Below are 19,741 nucleotides of genomic sequence, written 5' to 3'. Positions count from 1 at the left end.
CATGTTCATTGATGACGGCTTACCATGTACTTAGTTACTGAACCTCTTGTCGATACTTCCTGTCTGCAACGAAGGCTAGCATGCCCCATACCGCACATTGAATCCACAACAATGACCATTGAGGCATAACTTGGTCGAAATCGGCACCAAGTTGATTTATCTTCAGAAAAGCTTGTATAGCGGGTGTACTGGGCACTAGATTAGAAAGCCATATCATTGGCTGAGGAACACTTTCCAATGGCCAAATGAATCCTGCGCTGAATATTAGTGGCATTGAACTTATCAATACAACGACGGTTACGAGTTCTCGTCTCGGTAGAATCGCCCCCAAAATGGACCCAATAAAGCAGCTAGTAAATAAAAATGGTGCTAATAGGGCAAGTAATGAAAGCGGATCGGCCAAGCGGTGAATATCGTAAAAGTCGAAACTGAGTCCAAAATAGTACATCGATAAAAAATAATAGATTACGACAAATATCGAGGCGCGTGTTAAGAGCAACGTTGTCGTGCTCGGCTTGGTCCAGTAACCCTGACCATGTTTTTGTGTCCCGCCGACCATACCCACACCCATAATCAACGTTTGCTGCAATATCAATACGAAGACGGCAGGAACCACATAGTTGATATAGCCCATCTCTGGGTTAAACGTGGGTTTCATGTTGACGACGGATGAAGCGTATTGCTTTGACGCGGTTTCTAAAGGCTGGCCTTCAATGAGCATACGATTAACGCGAGCCTTCGCCGCAAGGGTACCACTCGCCCCCGCAATACCTTCCACTATCGTGCCGTAAACCAAGAAATATGAGGCGTCGCCCGCGAACGAAAGTGTCGGGCTCTTTCCTAATAACAGATCTTTGTGGAAATGTTCGGGTATAACAAGAATGCCCGTGACCTTTCCTTGAATAAATTGTTGTTTCGCTTCTTCGATAGAATGAGAACGTGCCGCAATTTTTATCTGCGAGGTAGCGTCGACCATTCTTTCTAGCTGAAAACTTATCAGGCTATTATCGAGGTTAACAACGGTGATGGTTTGTTCTCGTGGTGTCTGGTGAGCGTAGGGTAAAGGGTATAAAAAAGAGTAAAATACCACACCACCAAACACGGTGAGCAATATAATAGGATTAGTAAAAATAGACCTTAGCTCATGCTTAACTAATTGGAAGAGTGTCATGATTGTTGCTCCAATCTAGCGAGGTGTTTTTTACACAAAGGGGTTATCAAGACAAGTGGCACAAGGTATCCCACCATATGGCCTGATACCAAACTGATGGTTTCAAATTGAGTGACGCCGTAACTAACTTGACTTATCTGTGCTTCTATATAATGGCTTACAGGGAGAAAAGAGCGCCAAGTCGATGCGAGAAAACCCATATCGGATGCAGGAAAGGTTACCCCCATAAAGGCAAAGCTTGGTGCGGTAAATGCCCCTGCGAAGCTCATCGCTCTGGCCGGATCCAATGTAAGGAAGAAGAAAAATGCCCCCATTATTAGACAAGCAACAACAGTGAGAAGCTGCGCAAATAGGATAGGGAGTAGGCTTCCTTCCATTGGCCATTTGAAACCAATATAAAACCAGCTCAAAAATCCAAAACCTAGTAGTAAAAAAAATGGAAAATAGAAAGCTAATAGTTTGACGGCGCCTCTCAGCGGATTTTCGCCAAGCATTCCCTTAAGTCCATAGATTCTGTGATTCGCCGTAAGTGCTAATATTGTCGCGACGATAATTATAATCTGCCACAGTGCCGGGACAATAGCGCTGACTAAGAATTGGGCGTAGTTGGTATTTCGATTAAACAGAGCGGTAATCTGATTTTGAATGGTGATTGTTTTCCCTGCCGCGCTAGCAACCGAAGTGTCCCCTTTAGCAAGCTGTTTAACGACACCCAACTTGGCATTAAAGGTTCCATGTGCCTGCGCTATCGCAGAATTTATCAGTCGACCAATAAGAATGTATTGGCTGTTATAAAACACCGAGACTTGCGGAGTATTACCGAGATAAATGTCTCTGCTGTACTGTTTGGGAATAATGGCGTAAGCGTAAACATCCCCATTAATTAGGGCATGCTTCGCTTCACTTGCACTTTGATAACTACGGGTAACTTTTAAGGTTGCTGTGGCATCGAATTCTCTAACCAGCTCCCGAGATAAGGTACTATTTTCCAAGTCCACGACGCCAAAACTAACATCTCTGGCGACACCTGCGGAGAATATCCACCAAACAGACACGGCTAATAGGATAGGGATCCACGTGATACATGATAACAACCATTTGTCATTACGTAACACATGCCATTGGGAGATCGGCATATCGGTATGCATTTTATTTCTCTGACTCTAACGTAACAGAAACGCTCATACCTACACGCAATTTTTCAGTTTGATCCACGGGCTTCGCTTCTACTTCAAAGGTTCTTAAATCAAAACCTTGAGAAGAATCCGTAGAACGCCAGGTTGCAAAGTTGCCCATTACCGATATATGGGTGACTTCAAATTCCATCTCTTTATCAAGAGCAGGAAGATAGCCGTTAAAGTGCGTGCCTTTGTCGAAATACTTAAGTCTATCTTCTCGAACACTGAATACCGCCCAAGAATCCGTCATATCAATGACAGTAACAACCGGAAATCCTTGAGGAGCGAGCTCTCCGCTGTTAAGCAATACCTGAGAAACCTCACCGTTAAACCAGCTGTTGATCTTGGTATCTTGAGCGTAGGCTTCGACTTCAGCTACGGCACCGGCTGCCATGCGTTCTTTTTCAAAAGCAGCTTGTTTCGTTTCATTTCTGGCACCTTCTTTCGCCATTTGATACATCTGATAAGCGGCACTTTGGGTATATTTTGAGGCCTGCCACTGAGTTAAAGCTTCGTCTCTTTTTTGTTCTGCCACCACACCATCTTTATATAAATTGTCGACGCGCTTATAGGTTTTTTCTGCCAATGACGACGCAGCCTTGGCTTTCTGCCATTGATCATTAGACGCCGCTATTTGCTGAGAACGAGCGCCGTTTTCTGCCTGTAATACCATGGCACCTGCGGCTTTTTGTCCCGCGAGAGCTTGGTCTAGTTTGGCATCAATTTCTGGGCTAAATAGTGTAAAAACAGGGTCGCCAATGGCGATCAGATCGCCTTTCTCAACCATAACTTTGTCAATCCTTCCTGGCACTTTTGAAGAGATACTATACTGCTGAGCTTCTATCTGCCCTTGAAGGCGTATAGGTTTAGGTTGATAAGCTTGATAAAAACTGTACGCGATCCATGATCCAATACCAACAGCAACTGCCGTCATAAGAATAGGTTTAACGACTTTCATTACTGATCCTCTGATTTTACGGTTTGAGACGCATTTGATACGTACTGACTAAAAGAATTCATTTCGCTACTCAGAGCTAACAATCTGTTCAGAGAAATTAGGTAGTTAAAACTCGCTACCTGTTGTTGAGTTTTTATGCTGGCTAAATATAGCTCGGCGTCGACCACGTCGAGTGACGTTGATAGACCTTGTGTAAAGGCTTTGCTTCTTAAGCTAAGATTCTCTTCTGCCAAATCCAAGCTCGAGTTTAGCCCGTTAACCTCTTCTATCGCTTGTTCCGCCTCGTAATAGGTTTTCTCTACAAGCACGGTCAGATCACGTGTGGCTTGCTGACGAAGATGATTAACCTGTAAAACTGCGCTATGTGCAGCCTGCACAGTCTCTGAACGTCCATTGGTATCGATTAATGGAATACTGACCCCAACACCAACTAACCAGTTGGGTGCCATTTCTGAAGCCAAGGTATCATCTTCGTATAGCGTATAGTTTCCATACAGATAGACCTCTGGGTAATAGCGTCCTTTTTCGGCCACAATAAGCTGACTAGCCTGTTTATTTTTGGCATCTAAAATCGATAAGCCGGGGTAGGTCGTCAATGTTTGGTCGGTAAAAGCGCTCAGCGGAGGCAGTTGTTCATTTATGAAAAGTGACGTCTCTGGATAGACTTTCTCGTCCTGATTTAGGATCTGAGTCAATGCTGAAATGGCAATATCTACGTCTTTTTGTGAGCGTTTACGGTCGACCGTCGCTTTCGTTAATGAGGCTTCTGCTTGTAGTCTCTCTACCCGCGCTATTTGACCCTGGGTTTCAAGCTTTACTGCAAAATCTCGGTGTTTGGTTAATCCCTTCTCAACAGAGATTCGAGTTTTTAAAACATCATTTGCCAGTACCACACTGAAGTAATACTTGGCTAGGTCTTCGTATTGGGCCTGTGTTTCCATCTTTAAATGCGCGACAGCTTCATCAGTCTGTCCACCTGCAATCTCTTGCGCTGCTGTTATACGGCCACCGGTGAAGATAGGCCACACTGCACGAATCGAAGAGTTGAACATGTCTTTTTCAGCGATCGTTGAGGTTGGGTTAAGGTTGCCAAGTACTGAGCCCATCCCTAATCCTGCTACGATGTTTGACAATGCTGCAGCACTGGTCGAGTCTAGACTCTCGACAATCTGATTACCGGATAAGGTCACGTCATCATCCAGACGAGTATAGTTTGCCCCGAGCGTTATAGAGGGGTAGTTCAATGCAGATTTGGAACCTTCTAGTTGTCGATAGCGCTCAACATTGGCTCTTTGCGCCGCGATAGCGCTGTTCTTGTCTTGTAGCAATGTCCATGCGTTTTCGAAACTAATCTCACCTGAAAAGCTGGCATTTGAGAAGAGAACAGGGGCAATTAACAGCGCCAGTTTTGATTTGTAATCCATGTGTGAACAACGATATTGAAATAAAAATAGAGCATATATTCTAATCTGGGAGATCACAATCTAAATTGCTCTAACGGTGAACAGATTATAGCAGAAGTATGACAATTAACGGCCGGAGCGGCGTATTGCTCCGGGACACGTTGTTTCAATAGGTTAGGTTAGGAGATACGATTGTCACCACCACTGAAGGCGATGATCTGGCTTATCTCACTAAAACTTCGACCAGATTCTTGCTGCCAGTGCGTAAAGGCCTTGGTCGCGGCTGTCATTGCGCGTTTGGTGCCGCGCCCTGAATCAATAATACCCGTATTACGAAGGTAAGATTCGACATCGCTAGAAAGTATAAAAGTGTCAACACCCATTTGGCGCAACGTGTAAGGGCCGGTGTTGCCACCAAGTCGACTGCCATTTTTTTTAAGATACAACCATAATCCGGTGATGTCGTTGCTAGGCCAATTGGCGACCATTTCGCTAAACGACCCATGTTCATATCTTGCTGATTGAATCATTCGAGCATTGGCAGGGATAGACATTACCTTGGTTAGGTGACGAATGATTTTCGGCTCCTTTGCTTTGGCTTCCCATTGTTCTTCTGACAGCATAAGCAAAGAGTCGATCTTGAAATTGAAAAATAAATTTTCAAAATTGGGCCATTTATTTCTAACCACATTCCATGAAATACCACATTGAAAAACTTTCATAGAGAACGCTGAAAGCCAACGGTCTTCAGTTATAGCTAACAGTTGTTGTGTCGTCAAAGGGTGATTTAAAAGAGATTCTAGTTGTGCTTCGCTGCCTTTTCTTTCGGCGGCCCGTTGATAAATTGACGCGAACTTTTCCATGTGAATTCCGTTACTGTTCTGCCGATAGCAGACTAAATAAAAAAGGTAAATTTGTTTATAAATACAGTGGTTGGGGCGCAATATGGTTAAATCAAGGAATCCCCGTGTTTTATTGCTTCACTGGGTAGCATGGTTTCGACGAATGGAATCAGCGAAAAGAGCCATCCTTTAATTATTCTCGTCAATGAGGCTGCTTTATATAAGGTCAACAAGGTTACATCTGATGTGAACGTTATTGCTGTCCGTTTTTTCATACTCTTTCTCTAGAATTAGCCCCCATATCATTAGACATTAGTCTACATTGTCGACAATTTAGTTGTAATGGACCCGTTTAGTGCGCTATTTTCTGTGTATGAAGTAAATATTGTTAACACAGAGAAATAACGTGAACCAGACAACCGAGTTAAAAAGAGTAAACAATGATAAAGAAGGGACCAAGTCAGAAAACCTGACCGAGTACCTTATTGACGCCATTGTATCTGGAGATATTGAATCTGGCTCGAAGATCTCTGAACCTGAGTTGGCGAAACGATTTGGTGTAAGTCGTGGCCCTCTACGTGAAGCGATAATGCGCGTTGAGGGGCTGGGCTTGATAGAGCGAATTCCTCATGTTGGCGCAAGAGTGATTTCATTTTCTCAAGAACATTTGTCAGAACTTTACGCAGTAAGGGAGTCGTTAGAAGGGATGGCGGCAAGACTTGCGGCTAGAAATATCAGTGATAACGAACTGTCCGCATTAAAACAGTTATTGTCGACACATTCAGACCATATCGATGAAGTAGAGGGTAAGTCCTATTTTCAGCAACAAGGAGACTTCGACTTTCACTACCGAATTATCAAAGCTAGCCGCAATACCAAATTAATCTCATTGCTTTGCGATGAGCTATACCATCTATTAAGAATGTATCGTGCTAAATCCCCTCAATCGCACTCGCGACCTGAAAAAGCGCTTGAAGAACATAAGTTCATACTTCAAGCCATCCAGAATCGAGATGAAGAGCTGGCGGAAATGCTGATGCGAAGACATATATCAGGTAGCCGCATGCTTATCGAAAAACAAATGCAATCTGTAAAGGAGAACCACTCATGAGATTAAGTCAAGGCGCAAAATTCCGACTAGCCGTCAAAGAAAATGACCCACTTCAAATCGTTGGTACGGTCAATCCATACTGCGCAATGATGGCGAAAAATGTGGGTCATCAAGCGATTTATTTATCCGGAGGCGGGATTGCGAATGCTTCTTATGGATTACCTGACCTTGGAATCACGACCTTAAATGATGTGTTGGTCGATGTAGAACGAATTACCAATGCGTGTGACTTGCCGCTTATGGTTGACATCGACACCGGATTTGGCGGCGCTTTTAACATTGCTCGAACCATCAAAGCGATGGAAAAGGCAGGCGCAGGTGCTATTCATATGGAAGACCAAGTTGCCCAGAAACGCTGTGGCCACCGTCCAAACAAAGCCATCGTAAGTAAAGATGAGATGGCCGATCGTGTAAAAGCGGCCGTCGATGCGAGAGTGAATGACGACTTTGTGATCATGGCCCGAACCGATGCGCTTGCTGTTGAGGGGATTGATTCCGCAATTGAAAGAGCCATTGCCTGCGTTGAAGCGGGTGCAGATATGATCTTTCCTGAAGCAATGACAGAGCTTGAACAATACAAGAAGTTTTCAGCGGCACTGCAATCTGCCACCGGTAAACATGTCCCGATATTGGCCAACATTACTGAGTTTGGGCAGACACCGCTTTACAGTGGTGAAGCGTTAGCAAAGGCAAGCGTTGATATGGTCCTCTATCCATTAAGTGCTTTCCGAGCAATGAATAAAGCCGCCGAAATGGTGTATCAACACCTACTTGATGTGGGTAACCAAGAAGCCATGGTCGAACACATGCAAACGAGAAAAGAGCTCTATACACATCTTAATTACCACGATTATGAGAACACGCTAGATAAGCTGTTTTCAGGAAAATAACAATAATAATAACCAGCAAAAAATTAAAGAATTAACTAATAACGTAAACAAGCGAAGCGATGCAGTAGGGAAGCTTCAAAACCGATGAAAGGAGTTCATTATGTCACAGAAAAAATTAGGTGGAGCGGGGTTAAGAGGTCAGAGCGCTGGGACGACATCCCTATGTACTGTTGGGCAAACGGGGACAGGTTTGACCTACCGTGGTTACGACATTACTGATCTAGCAAACCATGCGGAGTTTGAAGAGGTCGCACATCTTTTGTTACAGGGTCACCTACCAAATCAAAAAGAACTCGACGATTATAAAACACGAATAGTCGGCCTACGTGGTTTACCAAATGAACTCAAAGCGGCGTTGGAACTTATCCCAAAAGATGCGCATCCGATGGATGTTATGAGAACAGGTTGTTCCATATTAGGTAATCTTGAACAAGAGATGGATTTCTCACAGCAGCAAGCCAGCACAGAACGCATGCTTGCGTTATTCCCGGCCATTATCTGTTACTGGTATCGTTTTAGCCATGATGGGGTCCGCATTGAAACGGACGATACCTCCGAAGACACCATTGGTGGTTATTTCCTAAAATTACTGACCGATAAAACCCCAACAGATCTACACAAGCAGGTTATGCACTGTTCGCTGATTGTTTATGCCGAGCACGAATTCAACGCGTCGACGTTTGCCGCTCGTGTTTGTGCATCAACGTTGTCTGATATCCATTCTTGCGTCACCGCAGCAATAGGTACATTAAGAGGCCCTCTGCATGGCGGTGCAAACGAAGCAGCAATGGAGATGATCGAGAACTGGACAACACCGGCGCAAGCGGAATCAGAAATATTGAGGATGCTTGATGAAAAAGAAAAGATCATGGGCTTTGGTCACGCGGTATACACCGAATCAGACCCGCGTAATGCGTTGATCAAAAAATGGTCAAAAGCACTCTCTGAAGCGGTTGGTGATACCCAACTCTATGCGGTCTCAGAGCGTGTCGAATCGGTAATGAAAAGAGAAAAAGGACTTTTCTGTAATGCGGATTTCTTCCACGCTTCCGCTTATCACTTTTTAGATATCCCAACGAAGTTGTTTACGCCTATCTTTGTGATGAGCCGTTTAACAGGTTGGACTGCACACGTATTTGAGCAACGCGCTAATAACCGAATTATCCGCCCAAGTGCGGATTATGATGGACCAGAACATCAAGAGTGGTTGCCCATCGACCAACGAGATTAGTGAGGTAAAGCTAGCCTTGATAGATAGCAATTAGTTCGCTGCCCAACTTGTTCGTTGATGCGGCAAAAGGTTTGCTCGAATAGATAGAATGAAAAGTAATCGCAGGATAGACCTGCCAAAGAATATTACTGGAAGTGAAAGATGAATAGTCAATATAGAAAGTGGTTACCAAACACACAGGTTGAGTACTACGACACAAAACTGGCGGTTGATAGCCTTGTTGCGGGTGCTTATAGCAAACTGCCATATACGTCTAGAATCTTGGCAGAGAACTTAGTCCGTCGGTGCGAAGCAGATCAACTTAACGATGCCTTATTGCAGTTAATTCAACGAAAACGAGATCTGGATTTTCCTTGGTATCCTGCTCGCGTTGTTTGCCACGATATATTAGGGCAAACGGCGTTGGTTGACCTAGCGGGATTAAGAGACGCCATTGCAGACGAAGGTGGTGACCCGGCGAAGGTAAACCCCGTTGTAGAAACTCAGCTGATAGTTGACCATTCACTTGCGGTAGAACATGCCGGTTTCGACAAAGACGCGTTTCAAAAAAATCGGGATATTGAAGACCGACGAAATGAAGATAGATTTCACTTTATAGAGTGGTGTAAAACGGCGTTTAAAAACGTGAATGTTATCCCTGCGGGTAACGGGATAATGCATCAGATAAACCTTGAAAAAATGTCTCCGGTTGTTCAAGTTAAAAATGGTGTCGCCTTTCCTGATACCTGTGTTGGGACCGATAGTCATACCCCGCATGTCGACGCATTAGGTGTCCTTGCCATCGGTGTTGGCGGGTTAGAGGCGGAAACAGTGATGCTCGGTAGGCCGTCTATGATGAGATTACCTCATATTGTTGGTGTGAAATTAACGGGCGTTCGACAACCGGGTATTACCGCCACTGATATTGTACTGGCCATCACAGAATTTTTGCGTCAACAGAAGGTGGTTTCATCTTACCTAGAGTTTTTTGGTGAGGGGGCAAGGAAGCTTACCATCGGTGATAGAGCAACTATTTCAAACATGACGCCAGAATATGGTGCAACGGCTGGCATGTTCTACATCGATGAACAGACGATTAACTACCTGAAATTGACGGGACGCGACGATAAGCAAGTGGCCTTAGTAGAACAGTATGCTAAGCAGACAGGTTTATGGGCTGACGACATGGTAGAGGCGGAATATGAACGAGTTTTAGAGTTCGACCTCTCTTTTGTTCAACGTAACCTTGCGGGCCCATCCAATCCCCATCGCCGTTTACCCACGTCGGAGCTTACGCAACGCGGAATCGCTAAAGCGTGGAAAAAGGAAGAAGGCTTACTGCCTGATGGTGCCGTTATTATTGCCGCAATTACGTCATGTACGAATACCAGCAACCCTAGAAATGTTATCGCAGCGGCTTTGTTGGCTAAAAGGGCAAACGAATTAGGATTGGTTCGTCAACCCTGGGTTAAAACATCGTTTGCACCGGGTTCGAAAGTAGCGAAACTGTATCTTGAGGAGTCTGGCCTGTTACCTGAACTGGAGAAGCTAGGTTTTGGTATCGTTGGCTACGCATGTACAACCTGTAACGGAATGAGTGGGGCGTTGGATCCAAAGATACAAAAAGAGATAATTGATAGAGACCTCTACTCAACCGCAGTACTCTCCGGAAATCGAAATTTTGACGGTCGAATCCATCCCTATGCTAAACAGGCATTCTTAGCGTCGCCACCCCTTGTTGTCGCATATGCGCTTGCGGGTACGATGCGATTTGATATAGAAAAAGACGTAATCGGCACCGATAGCGATGGCCAAGCGATATATTTGAGTGACCTATGGCCGAGCGACGAAGAGATAGATGACGTCGTCAGTCGTTTTGTGAAACCAGAGCAGTTTAATCAGGTTTACATCCAGATGTTTAAGATGGTGGAGGAGGACCAAAACAATAATCCATTATATGATTGGCGACCACAAAGTACCTATATCCGTCGACCACCCTACTGGGAAGGTGCGTTGGCCGGTAAGAGAAGTCTGTCTGCTATGCGCCCATTAGCCATCTTGCCTGACAATATTACGACTGATCATCTTTCACCTTCTAATGCGATATTAGCATCGAGCGCAGCGGGCGAATACCTCACCAAAATGAAGGTGCCAGAGGAAGATTTTAATTCCTATGCAACCCATCGCGGTGATCACCTAACGGCTCAACGCGCGACCTTTGCAAACCCAAAATTGTTCAATGAAATGGTTAAAGAGAATGGTGAAGTGGTTCAGGGATCATTTGCTCGTATCGAACCGGAAGGTAAGATTACGCGTATGTGGGAAGCGATAGAAACCTATATGGACCGAAAACAGCCGCTAATCATCATCGCGGGAGCAGACTACGGACAAGGTTCATCACGAGATTGGGCGGCAAAAGGTGTTCGACTAGCGGGTGTTGAAGTCATCGTAGCGGAAGGATTCGAGCGTATACACCGCACAAACTTAGTGGGTATGGGTGTTCTGCCGTTAGAGTTTAAACATGGACAAAACCGCCATACATTAGCTCTCGATGGTACAGAACTTTATGATGTGAAAGGCGAAATTCAACCAGGTGTCGATTTAGACGTTGTCATCACTCGTCAAAATGGTGAGAAAGTAAATGTGGTCGTTACCTGTCGAATAGATACAGCGGATGAAGTTTCGGTTTATAACGCAGGCGGTGTACTTCAGCGTTTTGCTCAAGATTTTTTGGCATAGGAGTTGGACATGAACGAACAAAACCAAGAAGTTCAGTCTCAAATAAAGATTCCAGCAACCTATATGCGCGGTGGTACAAGCAAAGGAGTCTTTTTTAATCTTGACGATCTACCTGAAGCAGCCCAACAACCGGGCGATTTGAGAGACAAATTATTGCTAAGAGTGATTGGCAGCCCTGACCCGTATACCAAACAAATCGACGGGATGGGTGGAGCAACATCGAGTACGAGCAAGACAGTCATTGTTTCAAAGAGTGCTCGACCCGCTCACGATGTCGATTACCTTTTTGGCCAAGTTTCTATCGATAAGCCTTTTGTCGATTGGAGTGGAAATTGCGGAAACTTGTCTGCCGCTGTAGGTCCATTTGCCATCCATTGTGGTCTGCTCGACCCATTGTCCATACCGCAAAATGGCATTGTGACGGTTAGAGTCTGGCAAGTAAATATCGAGAAAACTATTCTAATCCATGTCCCAATGAGCAACGGTTGCGTACAAGAAATCGGTGATTTCGAACTCGATGGTGTGACATTTCCGGCCGCTGAAATTCAAGTGGATTTCATGAATCCTTCTGCCGGGAGCGGTTCAATGTTTCCAACCGGAAATCTTGTGGATGACCTTGAAGTACCCGATGTTGGCGTGCTTAAAGCGACGATGATTAACGCCGGTATTCCGACTATTTTTATCGATGCAGCAGCGATAAATTATCACGGTGCAGAGCTTCAGGATGACATCAACAATGACGAGAAAGCGTTAAGTATGTTTGAGTCAATTCGGGCCCATGGTGCCGTTAAAATGGGATTGATCAGCCACGTGTCTGAGGCGTCGATGAGGCAACATACGCCTAAAGTCGCGTTTATATCGAGACCTAAAACATACTATTCTTCAAGTGGTAAAGAGGTTAGCTCAACTGAGATTGATGTATTGGTTCGTGCCCTGTCGATGGGGAAATTACATCACGCCATGATGGGGACTGCCGCAGTCGCTATTGCAGCCGCCGCTTGTGTACCGAATACATTAGTTAACATCGCCGCTGGCGGTGGAGAAAAGAATGCGGTCACGTTTGGGCACCCTTCGGGAACCTTAAAGGTTGGCGCAAAGGCCAGCAAAACTGAATACGGTTGGGTAGTAGAAAAGGCAGTAATGAGCAGAAGCGCTCGAGTATTAATGGAAGGATGGGTACGTGTACCCGTTGATACAATCATTTAAACATTAAGACACATTGGAGGAAGCAATATGTCTGCCTACTTAAAAGAATATCAGTGGTCTCAAACGCAACCAGAAAGCTTCTGGAAAGAACAGTCGAAAAGTATAGACTGGTTTGAAGCACCGAATACAATACTTGAAAAAGATGAGAATGGTATCGAGCGTTGGTTCCCTGATGGGAAGTTAAATACAGCTTGGCTGGCTTTAGACTACCACTGTGAACATGGCCGGGGGGGAAAGATCGCCCTTATTTATGATTCTCCAGTAACCCTAACTAAGCGTAAATACACCTATAATCAGCTGCGCGACCAGGTGGCTAAGGTTGCCGGTATGCTCGCTGAAAATGGAGTGACTAAAGGTGACCGCGTTGTCATATACATGCCGATGATTCCAGAAGCGGCAATGGCGATGTTGGCTTGTGCCAGACTCGGTGCGATACACTCGGTCGTTTTTGGGGGTTTTGCTCCTAATGAGCTTGCAGTCAGGATAGAAGACGCAGAACCAAAAGTTATTATGACGGCGTCATGCGGTATCGAAATTGCCAAGATCATCCCCTACAAGCCATTGGTCGATAAAGCGATTATGGACAGCCGTTGGAAACCAGACAAAGTGTTGGTTTTTCAAAGAAGTGAAGCGCTCGCAGAACTCAGTAACGAAAGAGATGTTGATTGGCAACAGGCTGCCGAAAAAGCAACACCACACGGTTGTGTACCTGTACAATCAACGGACCCGCTTTATATTCTTTATACATCGGGAACGACAGGCAAACCCAAAGGGGTAGTACGCGATAATGGTGGGCATGCCGTTGCGATGAAGTACAGCATGAGGACCATCTACAACATCGAGCAAGACGACGTCTTTTGGGCGGCATCAGATGTGGGTTGGGTTGTCGGACACTCTTATATTGTTTATGCGCCATTAATTCACGGCTGCACCACGATATTGTTTGAAGGTAAGCCCGTTAGAACGCCAGATCCCGGTGCTTTTTGGCGCGTTTGCGACGAGTATAATGTAACGGCGCTGTTTTCGGCACCAACGGCTTTCCGAGCAATCAAGAAAGAAGATCCAGACGCTTTATTATTAGAAAAATACGACTTGTCCGCGCTGAAAACCATCTTTATGGCAGGAGAACGCCTTGACCCTCCGACATTGGAATGGGTGGTAGAAAAAACGGCGAAGCCTGTGATTGACCATTGGTGGCAAACTGAGACGGGTTGGGCCATCGCCAGTAACCTGACTGGCATCGAAATGATGAAGGTAAAACCCGGTTCAGCGACAATGCCAGTGCCTGGTTACAATGTCGTGGTACTGAATGAAGTAGGCGAGGAAGTGCCAGCGAACCAACAAGGATTTGTGGCACTGAAACGCCCATTACCTCCGAGTTGTCTTCCTACGGTTTGGCGCAATCACGACCGTTTCGAGTCCGGCTATCTCAGTCAGTTTGAAGGCTATTACGTTTCAGGAGATGGCGGTTACATTGATGAAGATGGGTACCTTTTTATCATGGGTCGTATTGACGATGTGATAAACGTAGCGGGACACCGTTTATCGACAGGTGAAATGGAGGAGATCGTTGGCGGACATCCGGCGGTTGCCGAATGTGCGGTAATTGGGATTCATGATGATCTCAAAGGGCAACTTCCTCTCGGTCTTGTGGTACTTAAAGATGGTGTTAAGTTGGATGAGCATGATCTGGAAGGGGAGCTCATTGGAAAAGTTCGGACCGAAATTGGTGCGGTTGCTTGCTTTAAACACGCACTGGTTGTTGACCGCTTGCCTAAAACGCGTTCAGGCAAAATATTGCGTAGAATTATAAGACAAATTGCCGATGGGGAAGCATATACTGTCCCTTCAACTATCGATGACCCGAGCAGCCTGACAGAGATAGAAAGAGTGCTCAAACACTAAATTCACACCCTAATAAAGACACCGACGTTGGTTGGTGTCTTTTGCTTTGTGTAACGTGAAAAACGACTTATAATGCGGTCAATAACGTCTCTATTTTTCGGTGTTAAAGTGACCAATATTAAAATTCGACCAGCGTGTTTAGACGACCTAGGGCAGCTCAATTCGTTGATGTTTGATCTTCATGATTATCATCATCAATCCATGCCGACGGATATAAAAACGCCCGAAGAAATAGAAAAACAGAAGTCCATTGCGCGATATATGCATGACCCTGAATGCCTTGTGTATGTGGCAGTAGACCCAATTCAAGACAATGTGGTCGGGTTTATTACCGGGCATTTTTGCGAACTTATTTCTGTGGTCAGTAAGCCTATTCAAATGGGCAGTGTTGATGAAGTGTTTGTTTCCCCTGAATACAGAAAGCAATCCGTTGCCAACCAGTTGATGCAACGTTTAGAAAAAACCTTTGAAGAATATGGTGTTAAAAAGATATTTGTTGAGGTGTGGCAGTTTAACCAACATGCCCTTAAATTCTATGAGAAGAGTGGTTTTATTCATCATATTCATTGGCTTTGTAAATCGATTGAATGAGGCGTACTTCTACGCAGTCTCGCCCAATCGAATTCGGTGTCTGTCTGCGTAGAGTATGTAGAGAACGATGAACCCATTTCAAGATGACGAGTTTATTAGACGTTGAGAATAAACCTTTCGATAACCTCAGCAACACCAGAGTTCTCATGGGTATCGGTTATATGATCCGCTAAGGCTTTGGTCGCTTCCGTTGCATTACCCATGGCAACACCAAGTCCAGCGTACTTAATCATATGGTGATCGTTTTGAGCATCACCAATGCTGATCACCTCGGTAGGTTTAATACCTAAGCAGTCTGCCACCACGGCAACACCAATGCCTTTGTTGCTTCCTAGGTGTAGAAATTCCAAAAATATATGCGCGCTTCTGACGATCGTGTAATCAGCATGGAGATCGTCAGCTAAAAGCGGTGTTACTCTATCGAGCGCTTCCGATGAATCAGCAAACATCGCCTTGACAATCGGATGGTCGTCTTCTAACTGCGAGAAATCAAATTCGTTGACGTTAAGGCCATTAATAAAGGCTTCGTGTTCGGTATATTGGTTGTTTTTTGGCGTAATTAGGCCGTGTTCAACACTAAAGGCGTGCATATGTACACCGAGTTCTTCAGCCACCCTTGCCACGCGTTTTGCATCTTTGCCTGTGATGATTTGGCTGTGTATCTGTTTCAAGTCGGAGACACGGTGCACATAAGAACCATTAGAGGAGACCACAAAATCTTTGTCAGACGTAAGTTCCAGTTCTTTAAGTTTTTCTTCCATACCTGCGAGCGGCCGGCCGGAAGCAAGAATAACCGTTACACCACGCGCTCTTGCTTGAGCTATAGCCTCTTTATTGCGTGTTGTGATCTCTTTTTTGCTGTTTAGCAGCGTACCATCCATGTCTAAAGCGACGAGTTTATACATAACCTACCCAAAAAATAAAATTGAAAAACAAAAAGAAGAATACACTAGTTCTAATTGACCTTAAATATGTTGTGAATTAATGTCAGCGGATGCGTTTTAAAAGAGATAGTGAAATGAAGAAAGCCGTTGTGGTTTTTAGTGGAGGCCAAGACTCGACTACTTGTTTAGTAAAAGCGATTCAAGAGTTCGACGAAGTACATGCAATTACCTTCGATTATGGTCAAAGGCACAAGTTGGAAATAGAGGTGGCCAAAAAGCTGGCAAAAGACCTTGGTATCGTGGCTCATAAGGTTATGGATGTCGGGTTATTAAACGAACTTGCTATCAGTTCGCTCACTCGTGATGATATTCCTGTGTCACATGCGCTTCAAGAAAATGGGTTACCCAATTCATTTGTGCCTGGAAGAAACATACTTTTCTTAACCTTAGCGGGTATTTATGCCTATCAAATCGGTGCGGATACTATTATTACGGGTGTGTGCGAAACGGATTTTTCTGGGTATCCAGATTGTCGCGATGAGTTTGTTAAGTCAATAAATGACGCACTGGTAAAAGGCATGGATAGAAAACTGACGATTCAAACGCCTTTAATGTGGTTAAACAAAGCAGAAACATGGGCATTGTCAGACCATTATAATGCGTTATCTCTCGTTAGAAACAATACCTTGACCTGCTATAACGGTATCATAGGTGATGGTTGCGGTGATTGTCCATCCTGTGAATTAAGAAGAGCAGGCTTGGACGAGTACCTTTCTAATCAAGACGGCGTACAGGCGGCGTTACGAAGCAAAACTCATACAGGGTTGTAAAACCTAGATCAAAACAGCCCAACCTAAATTGGTAATGATGTTCACTTAAGATATCTAACTCTGTCATCCTTACGAAAACCGACGTCATCCCCATGAAAATGGGGATCTAAACTCACCAAGATTCCCGTTTTCACGGGAATGACGAAGTATTTAGCACTAACCGAACAGCATTACGTTTGAACGGGAATGACGACGAATACTTTTTCTTAAGTGAACAGCATTAAACCTTAGTTGGGCCTTTTAAAGTCTGCTACTCAGTTATTCCTAGATGCTTAAAGAAATAACTTCGCGAGATCTGAAGGCTCTAATTCTTTGCCTTCTAATGACGCATTCCAGTTAATTCCTGCTAACACGCCATCTTCAGCTAAGGTGATAAGCCAATCTTCAACAAAAACGTCTAATGGGATTTCGCAAATCTCAAATTCAGCCCACTCTTCAACGTTATGTATCGAGGCGTCTTCTTTGTTGGACCAGAATGGCATGACTTCACTGTTTTCAAACTCAGAAGAGTCGCAGGCTAGCCAATCTTCTTCGCTATTTCGTAACCCCCAAACTATTTTAGTCTTCTTAGTATCAGTTATAAATAACTGTAAGTTTGCTTCTATGTCTGATGTTAGCTTTGTCATTAATATGGTCTCAGTAATCGTTAGACGACAAGGTTACCATTAATCACGTTATTTAATAATATTTTATTGTTTATTGCATCAGATGGGATGATATACTGTAAAGATATTGTGCAGATTTTACATTTAATTAATATTCTACAATGATCTTTCGGTCATGTTGACTCGTATCTTGAAGAATTCATTTCGCACTAAATTCCATAGTAGTAGATATCCGTGTTGGGGAACCTCCGTATGAACGAACAAATTTTAAATCAAAATGCCATTATTGAGTCCAGCACTGGTGGCGCGATTTTGATTAGGCCAGGTGAAGCGGCGAAGTTGGCTGAATCCGGTATGCAATTAATTCCCCAAGACATATTAATAACACCTAAAAACGCTGAAGTTATTGTGCAAATCAACGGTCAACAGGTCATTGTGGACAGAAACTGTGTTTCTTGCCTAGCACCTGATGGCCTAAATAATGGTCAAAACCTCGCCATTGCGCCGGTATCTGGTGACATAAACGTTGACCCCACAGCAGTAGCGAGTGAACTTGCGACATTTGAGCTTGACGATATTGCTGATATCCAAGCCGCTATATTGGACGGGATTGACCCGACACTTGCATTAGAAGCAACGGCTGCTGGTGGGCAGGGAGCAACAAGTGCAAATGCCGGCTTTGTCACTATCGATTATACCTATATGGAAACGTTGGCTTCTACGTTCTTCGAAACGCAAGGATTTGAGCGAACACAAGCGACCGAAGATAATGATATTCCTCTCATTCGAGCCGCTGAGGGCGGACAAGTAGGCTCGGCCTCTATTATTGAGGGTATCATCGATTCATCGAGTGCGTTACAAACATCAACGGTTAACAGTACCGTTACGGCAGGAAACCGACCTCTTGATCCGCTAACGTTCACCTTTGAGGAAGTTCAACTTGAGGCACTGCTTTTAGAGCTAAATAGTGAAGTTACTTCATCAGGTGAGCCCGTTGTATTCCGGTTCGACGAGGCAACAAACAGCATTATTGGTGTACAAAATGGCGAGACAGTCATTACGTTTGCTTTAGTCACCACATCCGTTGGCGCTAATGTAGAATTGTCCCTTACCACTACGTTAGAACAGCCTATCGATCACAACACGTCGATTGGTAGCACAGGATTGGTTCGATTTACTGACAATAATCTGTCAATCGATATCGCTATTCAAGGTCAAGACACCAGCAATAACAGTCTTGTTTCTCCAGTCGTGCTCACGTCAACCATTCTTGATGGGCAAGACCAAACGACAGTCGATATTGATATCGATTACACAGAAACAACAGAACTGACGCCTGAAAACCCAGCCATTTTTGAAGGCACAGCCATTAATATTGGTTCTGATTACCTTCAGGACATCCGCTTTGATGAAGCAAGCACGGCATTATTTGATGACGTACTTACAAATAATCAACCACTAGAAGCGGTATTGTCGGACGATGGACGAACGCTATCGGTATTCGTTCTTGGTGAGCCGAATAATCTTGTGCTTGAGGCAACTATTGCTCTTGATGGCACCTATTCGATCACACAATATCAGGTACTTGAACAGTTAAACTCTGACAGTGACGTGATTAATTTGCCACTACCGATCACGTCCGTAGATTTTGATGGAGACGTTGTTACTAACGAGCTCAATTATTCGGTTAATGATGGGGTATTAGCTACGGCTACCGATAGTTCAATCGAATTTGTAGAAACTCAAGCACCACAAACCTTCAATCAAGATAGTCAAGGTTCACCATTGACTGTAGCAGTAGTACAAGGCAGTGACGATGTTGAATCAGTAACCTTTAATACTGCTGTCGAAAGTGATGTAGTCTGGAGTAGTTTAAGGAGCAATAACGAACAGACATCGGTCAAGGTAAGCGATGATGGCAAAACCGTTATCGTCTACACTGGTGATGACAGTACTGACAGCAGTAGCTATGTTCTGTCTGCGACCATCAATATCGATGGCTCCTACAGTATTACTCAGCATCAGGCGATAGAACAAGTTAACGGTGATGGTGATATCAATGGACTAACCATCGGAGTGGATGTTACTGATACCGATGGCGACACCGTATCAAATGCCGCCAATATCAACATCACGATAGCGGATGGTGCGCTCGCAACCGCGACCGACAACAACGTTGCCTTCACGGAAACACAAGGTCCTCAAACGATTACCGGCG

General features: G+C 44.5%; 16 protein-coding genes. 9 read left to right on the top strand and 7 right to left on the bottom strand.

The window, feature by feature from the left end:
• Positions 1 to 34 precede the first annotated feature (34 nt).
• The 5 genes from AACW90_RS14495 to AACW90_RS14475 form a co-directional block, all read right to left on the bottom strand.
• The gene (locus AACW90_RS14495; RefSeq protein ID WP_390235694.1) at positions 35 to 1,171 is read right to left on the bottom strand and encodes an ABC transporter permease; all 1,137 of its coding nucleotides are present in this window, start codon (positions 1,169 to 1,171) and stop codon (positions 35 to 37) included.
• Positions 1,168 to 2,319 carry an ABC transporter permease gene (locus tag AACW90_RS14490; protein WP_390235692.1) on the bottom strand — a complete coding sequence of 384 codons (1,152 nt, stop codon included), beginning with the start codon at positions 2,317 to 2,319 and terminating at the stop codon, positions 1,168 to 1,170. The genes AACW90_RS14495 and AACW90_RS14490 overlap by 4 nt, the downstream gene beginning before the upstream one ends.
• Before the next feature lies 1 nt (position 2,320).
• Positions 2,321 to 3,307: an HlyD family secretion protein gene (locus AACW90_RS14485; protein WP_390235689.1), complete on the bottom strand. Its 987-nt coding sequence runs from the start codon at positions 3,305 to 3,307 to the stop codon at positions 2,321 to 2,323.
• Positions 3,307 to 4,731 carry a TolC family protein gene (locus AACW90_RS14480; RefSeq protein ID WP_390235686.1) on the bottom strand — a complete coding sequence of 475 codons (1,425 nt, stop codon included), beginning with the start codon at positions 4,729 to 4,731 and terminating at the stop codon, positions 3,307 to 3,309. The genes AACW90_RS14485 and AACW90_RS14480 overlap by 1 nt, the downstream gene beginning before the upstream one ends.
• A gap of 158 nt (positions 4,732 to 4,889) precedes the next feature.
• Positions 4,890 to 5,579, bottom strand: coding sequence for a DNA-3-methyladenine glycosylase I (locus AACW90_RS14475; RefSeq protein WP_390236319.1), 690 nt, complete (start codon positions 5,577 to 5,579; stop codon positions 4,890 to 4,892).
• A gap of 358 nt (positions 5,580 to 5,937) precedes the next feature.
• On the opposite strand from AACW90_RS14475, the gene AACW90_RS14470 reads away from it, so the two are divergent.
• The 7 genes from AACW90_RS14470 to AACW90_RS14440 all read left to right on the top strand — a co-directional run bounded on the left by AACW90_RS14470 (position 5,938) and on the right by AACW90_RS14440 (position 15,204).
• Positions 5,938 to 6,663 (top strand): GntR family transcriptional regulator, encoded by a 726-nt coding sequence (locus tag AACW90_RS14470; protein ID WP_390235684.1) that lies wholly within the window; start codon positions 5,938 to 5,940, stop codon positions 6,661 to 6,663.
• Positions 6,660 to 7,553, top strand: a complete 894-nt coding sequence (gene prpB / locus AACW90_RS14465; protein WP_390235682.1) for a methylisocitrate lyase — start codon at positions 6,660 to 6,662, stop codon at positions 7,551 to 7,553. The genes AACW90_RS14470 and prpB overlap by 4 nt, the downstream gene beginning before the upstream one ends.
• 100 nt (positions 7,554 to 7,653) lie before the next feature.
• Positions 7,654 to 8,784 (top strand): bifunctional 2-methylcitrate synthase/citrate synthase, encoded by a 1,131-nt coding sequence (prpC, locus tag AACW90_RS14460; RefSeq protein ID WP_390235680.1) that lies wholly within the window; start codon positions 7,654 to 7,656, stop codon positions 8,782 to 8,784.
• Positions 8,785 to 8,925: 141 nt separating this feature from the next.
• The gene (acnD, locus tag AACW90_RS14455) at positions 8,926 to 11,502 is read left to right on the top strand and encodes a Fe/S-dependent 2-methylisocitrate dehydratase AcnD (protein WP_390235677.1); all 2,577 of its coding nucleotides are present in this window, start codon (positions 8,926 to 8,928) and stop codon (positions 11,500 to 11,502) included.
• A 9-nt stretch (positions 11,503 to 11,511) separates the two neighbouring features.
• A complete protein-coding gene (gene prpF / locus AACW90_RS14450) occupies positions 11,512 to 12,708 on the top strand; it encodes a 2-methylaconitate cis-trans isomerase PrpF (RefSeq protein ID WP_390235675.1) in 1,197 nt (398 codons plus the stop codon).
• A 27-nt stretch (positions 12,709 to 12,735) separates the two neighbouring features.
• Positions 12,736 to 14,613 carry a propionyl-CoA synthetase gene (locus AACW90_RS14445; protein WP_390235673.1) on the top strand — a complete coding sequence of 626 codons (1,878 nt, stop codon included), beginning with the start codon at positions 12,736 to 12,738 and terminating at the stop codon, positions 14,611 to 14,613.
• Positions 14,614 to 14,721: 108 nt separating this feature from the next.
• A complete protein-coding gene (locus AACW90_RS14440; protein ID WP_390236317.1) occupies positions 14,722 to 15,204 on the top strand; it encodes a GNAT family N-acetyltransferase in 483 nt (160 codons plus the stop codon).
• Between the two features lie 95 nt (positions 15,205 to 15,299).
• On the opposite strand, the gene AACW90_RS14435 is transcribed toward AACW90_RS14440, so the two are convergent.
• Complete coding sequence (locus AACW90_RS14435; protein ID WP_390235670.1) at positions 15,300 to 16,109, bottom strand: Cof-type HAD-IIB family hydrolase; 810 nt, start codon at positions 16,107 to 16,109, stop codon at positions 15,300 to 15,302.
• 113 nt (positions 16,110 to 16,222) lie between these two features.
• Between AACW90_RS14435 and queC the strand changes: the two genes are divergently transcribed.
• The gene (queC, locus tag AACW90_RS14430; RefSeq protein ID WP_390235667.1) at positions 16,223 to 16,918 is read left to right on the top strand and encodes a 7-cyano-7-deazaguanine synthase QueC; all 696 of its coding nucleotides are present in this window, start codon (positions 16,223 to 16,225) and stop codon (positions 16,916 to 16,918) included.
• A 272-nt stretch (positions 16,919 to 17,190) separates the two neighbouring features.
• On the opposite strand, the gene AACW90_RS14425 is transcribed toward queC, so the two are convergent.
• The gene (locus tag AACW90_RS14425) at positions 17,191 to 17,544 is read right to left on the bottom strand and encodes a DUF2750 domain-containing protein (protein ID WP_390235665.1); all 354 of its coding nucleotides are present in this window, start codon (positions 17,542 to 17,544) and stop codon (positions 17,191 to 17,193) included.
• A gap of 231 nt (positions 17,545 to 17,775) precedes the next feature.
• On the opposite strand from AACW90_RS14425, the gene AACW90_RS14420 reads away from it, so the two are divergent.
• Positions 17,776 to 19,741, top strand: a 1,966-nt coding sequence (locus AACW90_RS14420) for a retention module-containing protein (RefSeq protein ID WP_390235663.1), incomplete at its 3' end; no start/stop codon positions are given.

This window comes from Vibrio frigidus (assembly GCF_042465995.1).
Lineage (GTDB): Bacteria > Pseudomonadota > Gammaproteobacteria > Enterobacterales > Vibrionaceae > Vibrio.
This window is presented reverse-complemented; position numbering and strand designations above follow the sequence as displayed.

Excerpts from the sequence above, each read along its gene's own strand:
- AACW90_RS14495 (WP_390235694.1), bottom strand. The coding sequence starts at position 1,171 with ATGACACTCTTCCAATTAGTTAAGCATGAGCTAAGGTCTATTTTTACT.
- AACW90_RS14490 (WP_390235692.1), bottom strand. The coding sequence starts at position 2,319 with ATGCATACCGATATGCCGATCTCCCAATGGCATGTGTTACGTAATGAC.
- AACW90_RS14485 (WP_390235689.1), bottom strand. The coding sequence starts at position 3,307 with ATGAAAGTCGTTAAACCTATTCTTATGACGGCAGTTGCTGTTGGTATT.
- AACW90_RS14480 (WP_390235686.1), bottom strand. The coding sequence starts at position 4,731 with ATGGATTACAAATCAAAACTGGCGCTGTTAATTGCCCCTGTTCTCTTC.
- prpB (WP_390235682.1), top strand. The coding sequence starts at position 6,660 with ATGAGATTAAGTCAAGGCGCAAAATTCCGACTAGCCGTCAAAGAAAAT.
- prpC (WP_390235680.1), top strand. The coding sequence starts at position 7,654 with ATGTCACAGAAAAAATTAGGTGGAGCGGGGTTAAGAGGTCAGAGCGCT.
- acnD (WP_390235677.1), top strand. The coding sequence starts at position 8,926 with ATGAATAGTCAATATAGAAAGTGGTTACCAAACACACAGGTTGAGTAC.
- prpF (WP_390235675.1), top strand. The coding sequence starts at position 11,512 with ATGAACGAACAAAACCAAGAAGTTCAGTCTCAAATAAAGATTCCAGCA.
- AACW90_RS14445 (WP_390235673.1), top strand. The coding sequence starts at position 12,736 with ATGTCTGCCTACTTAAAAGAATATCAGTGGTCTCAAACGCAACCAGAA.
- AACW90_RS14435 (WP_390235670.1), bottom strand. The coding sequence starts at position 16,109 with ATGTATAAACTCGTCGCTTTAGACATGGATGGTACGCTGCTAAACAGC.
- queC (WP_390235667.1), top strand. The coding sequence starts at position 16,223 with ATGAAGAAAGCCGTTGTGGTTTTTAGTGGAGGCCAAGACTCGACTACT.
- AACW90_RS14425 (WP_390235665.1), bottom strand. The coding sequence starts at position 17,544 with ATGACAAAGCTAACATCAGACATAGAAGCAAACTTACAGTTATTTATA.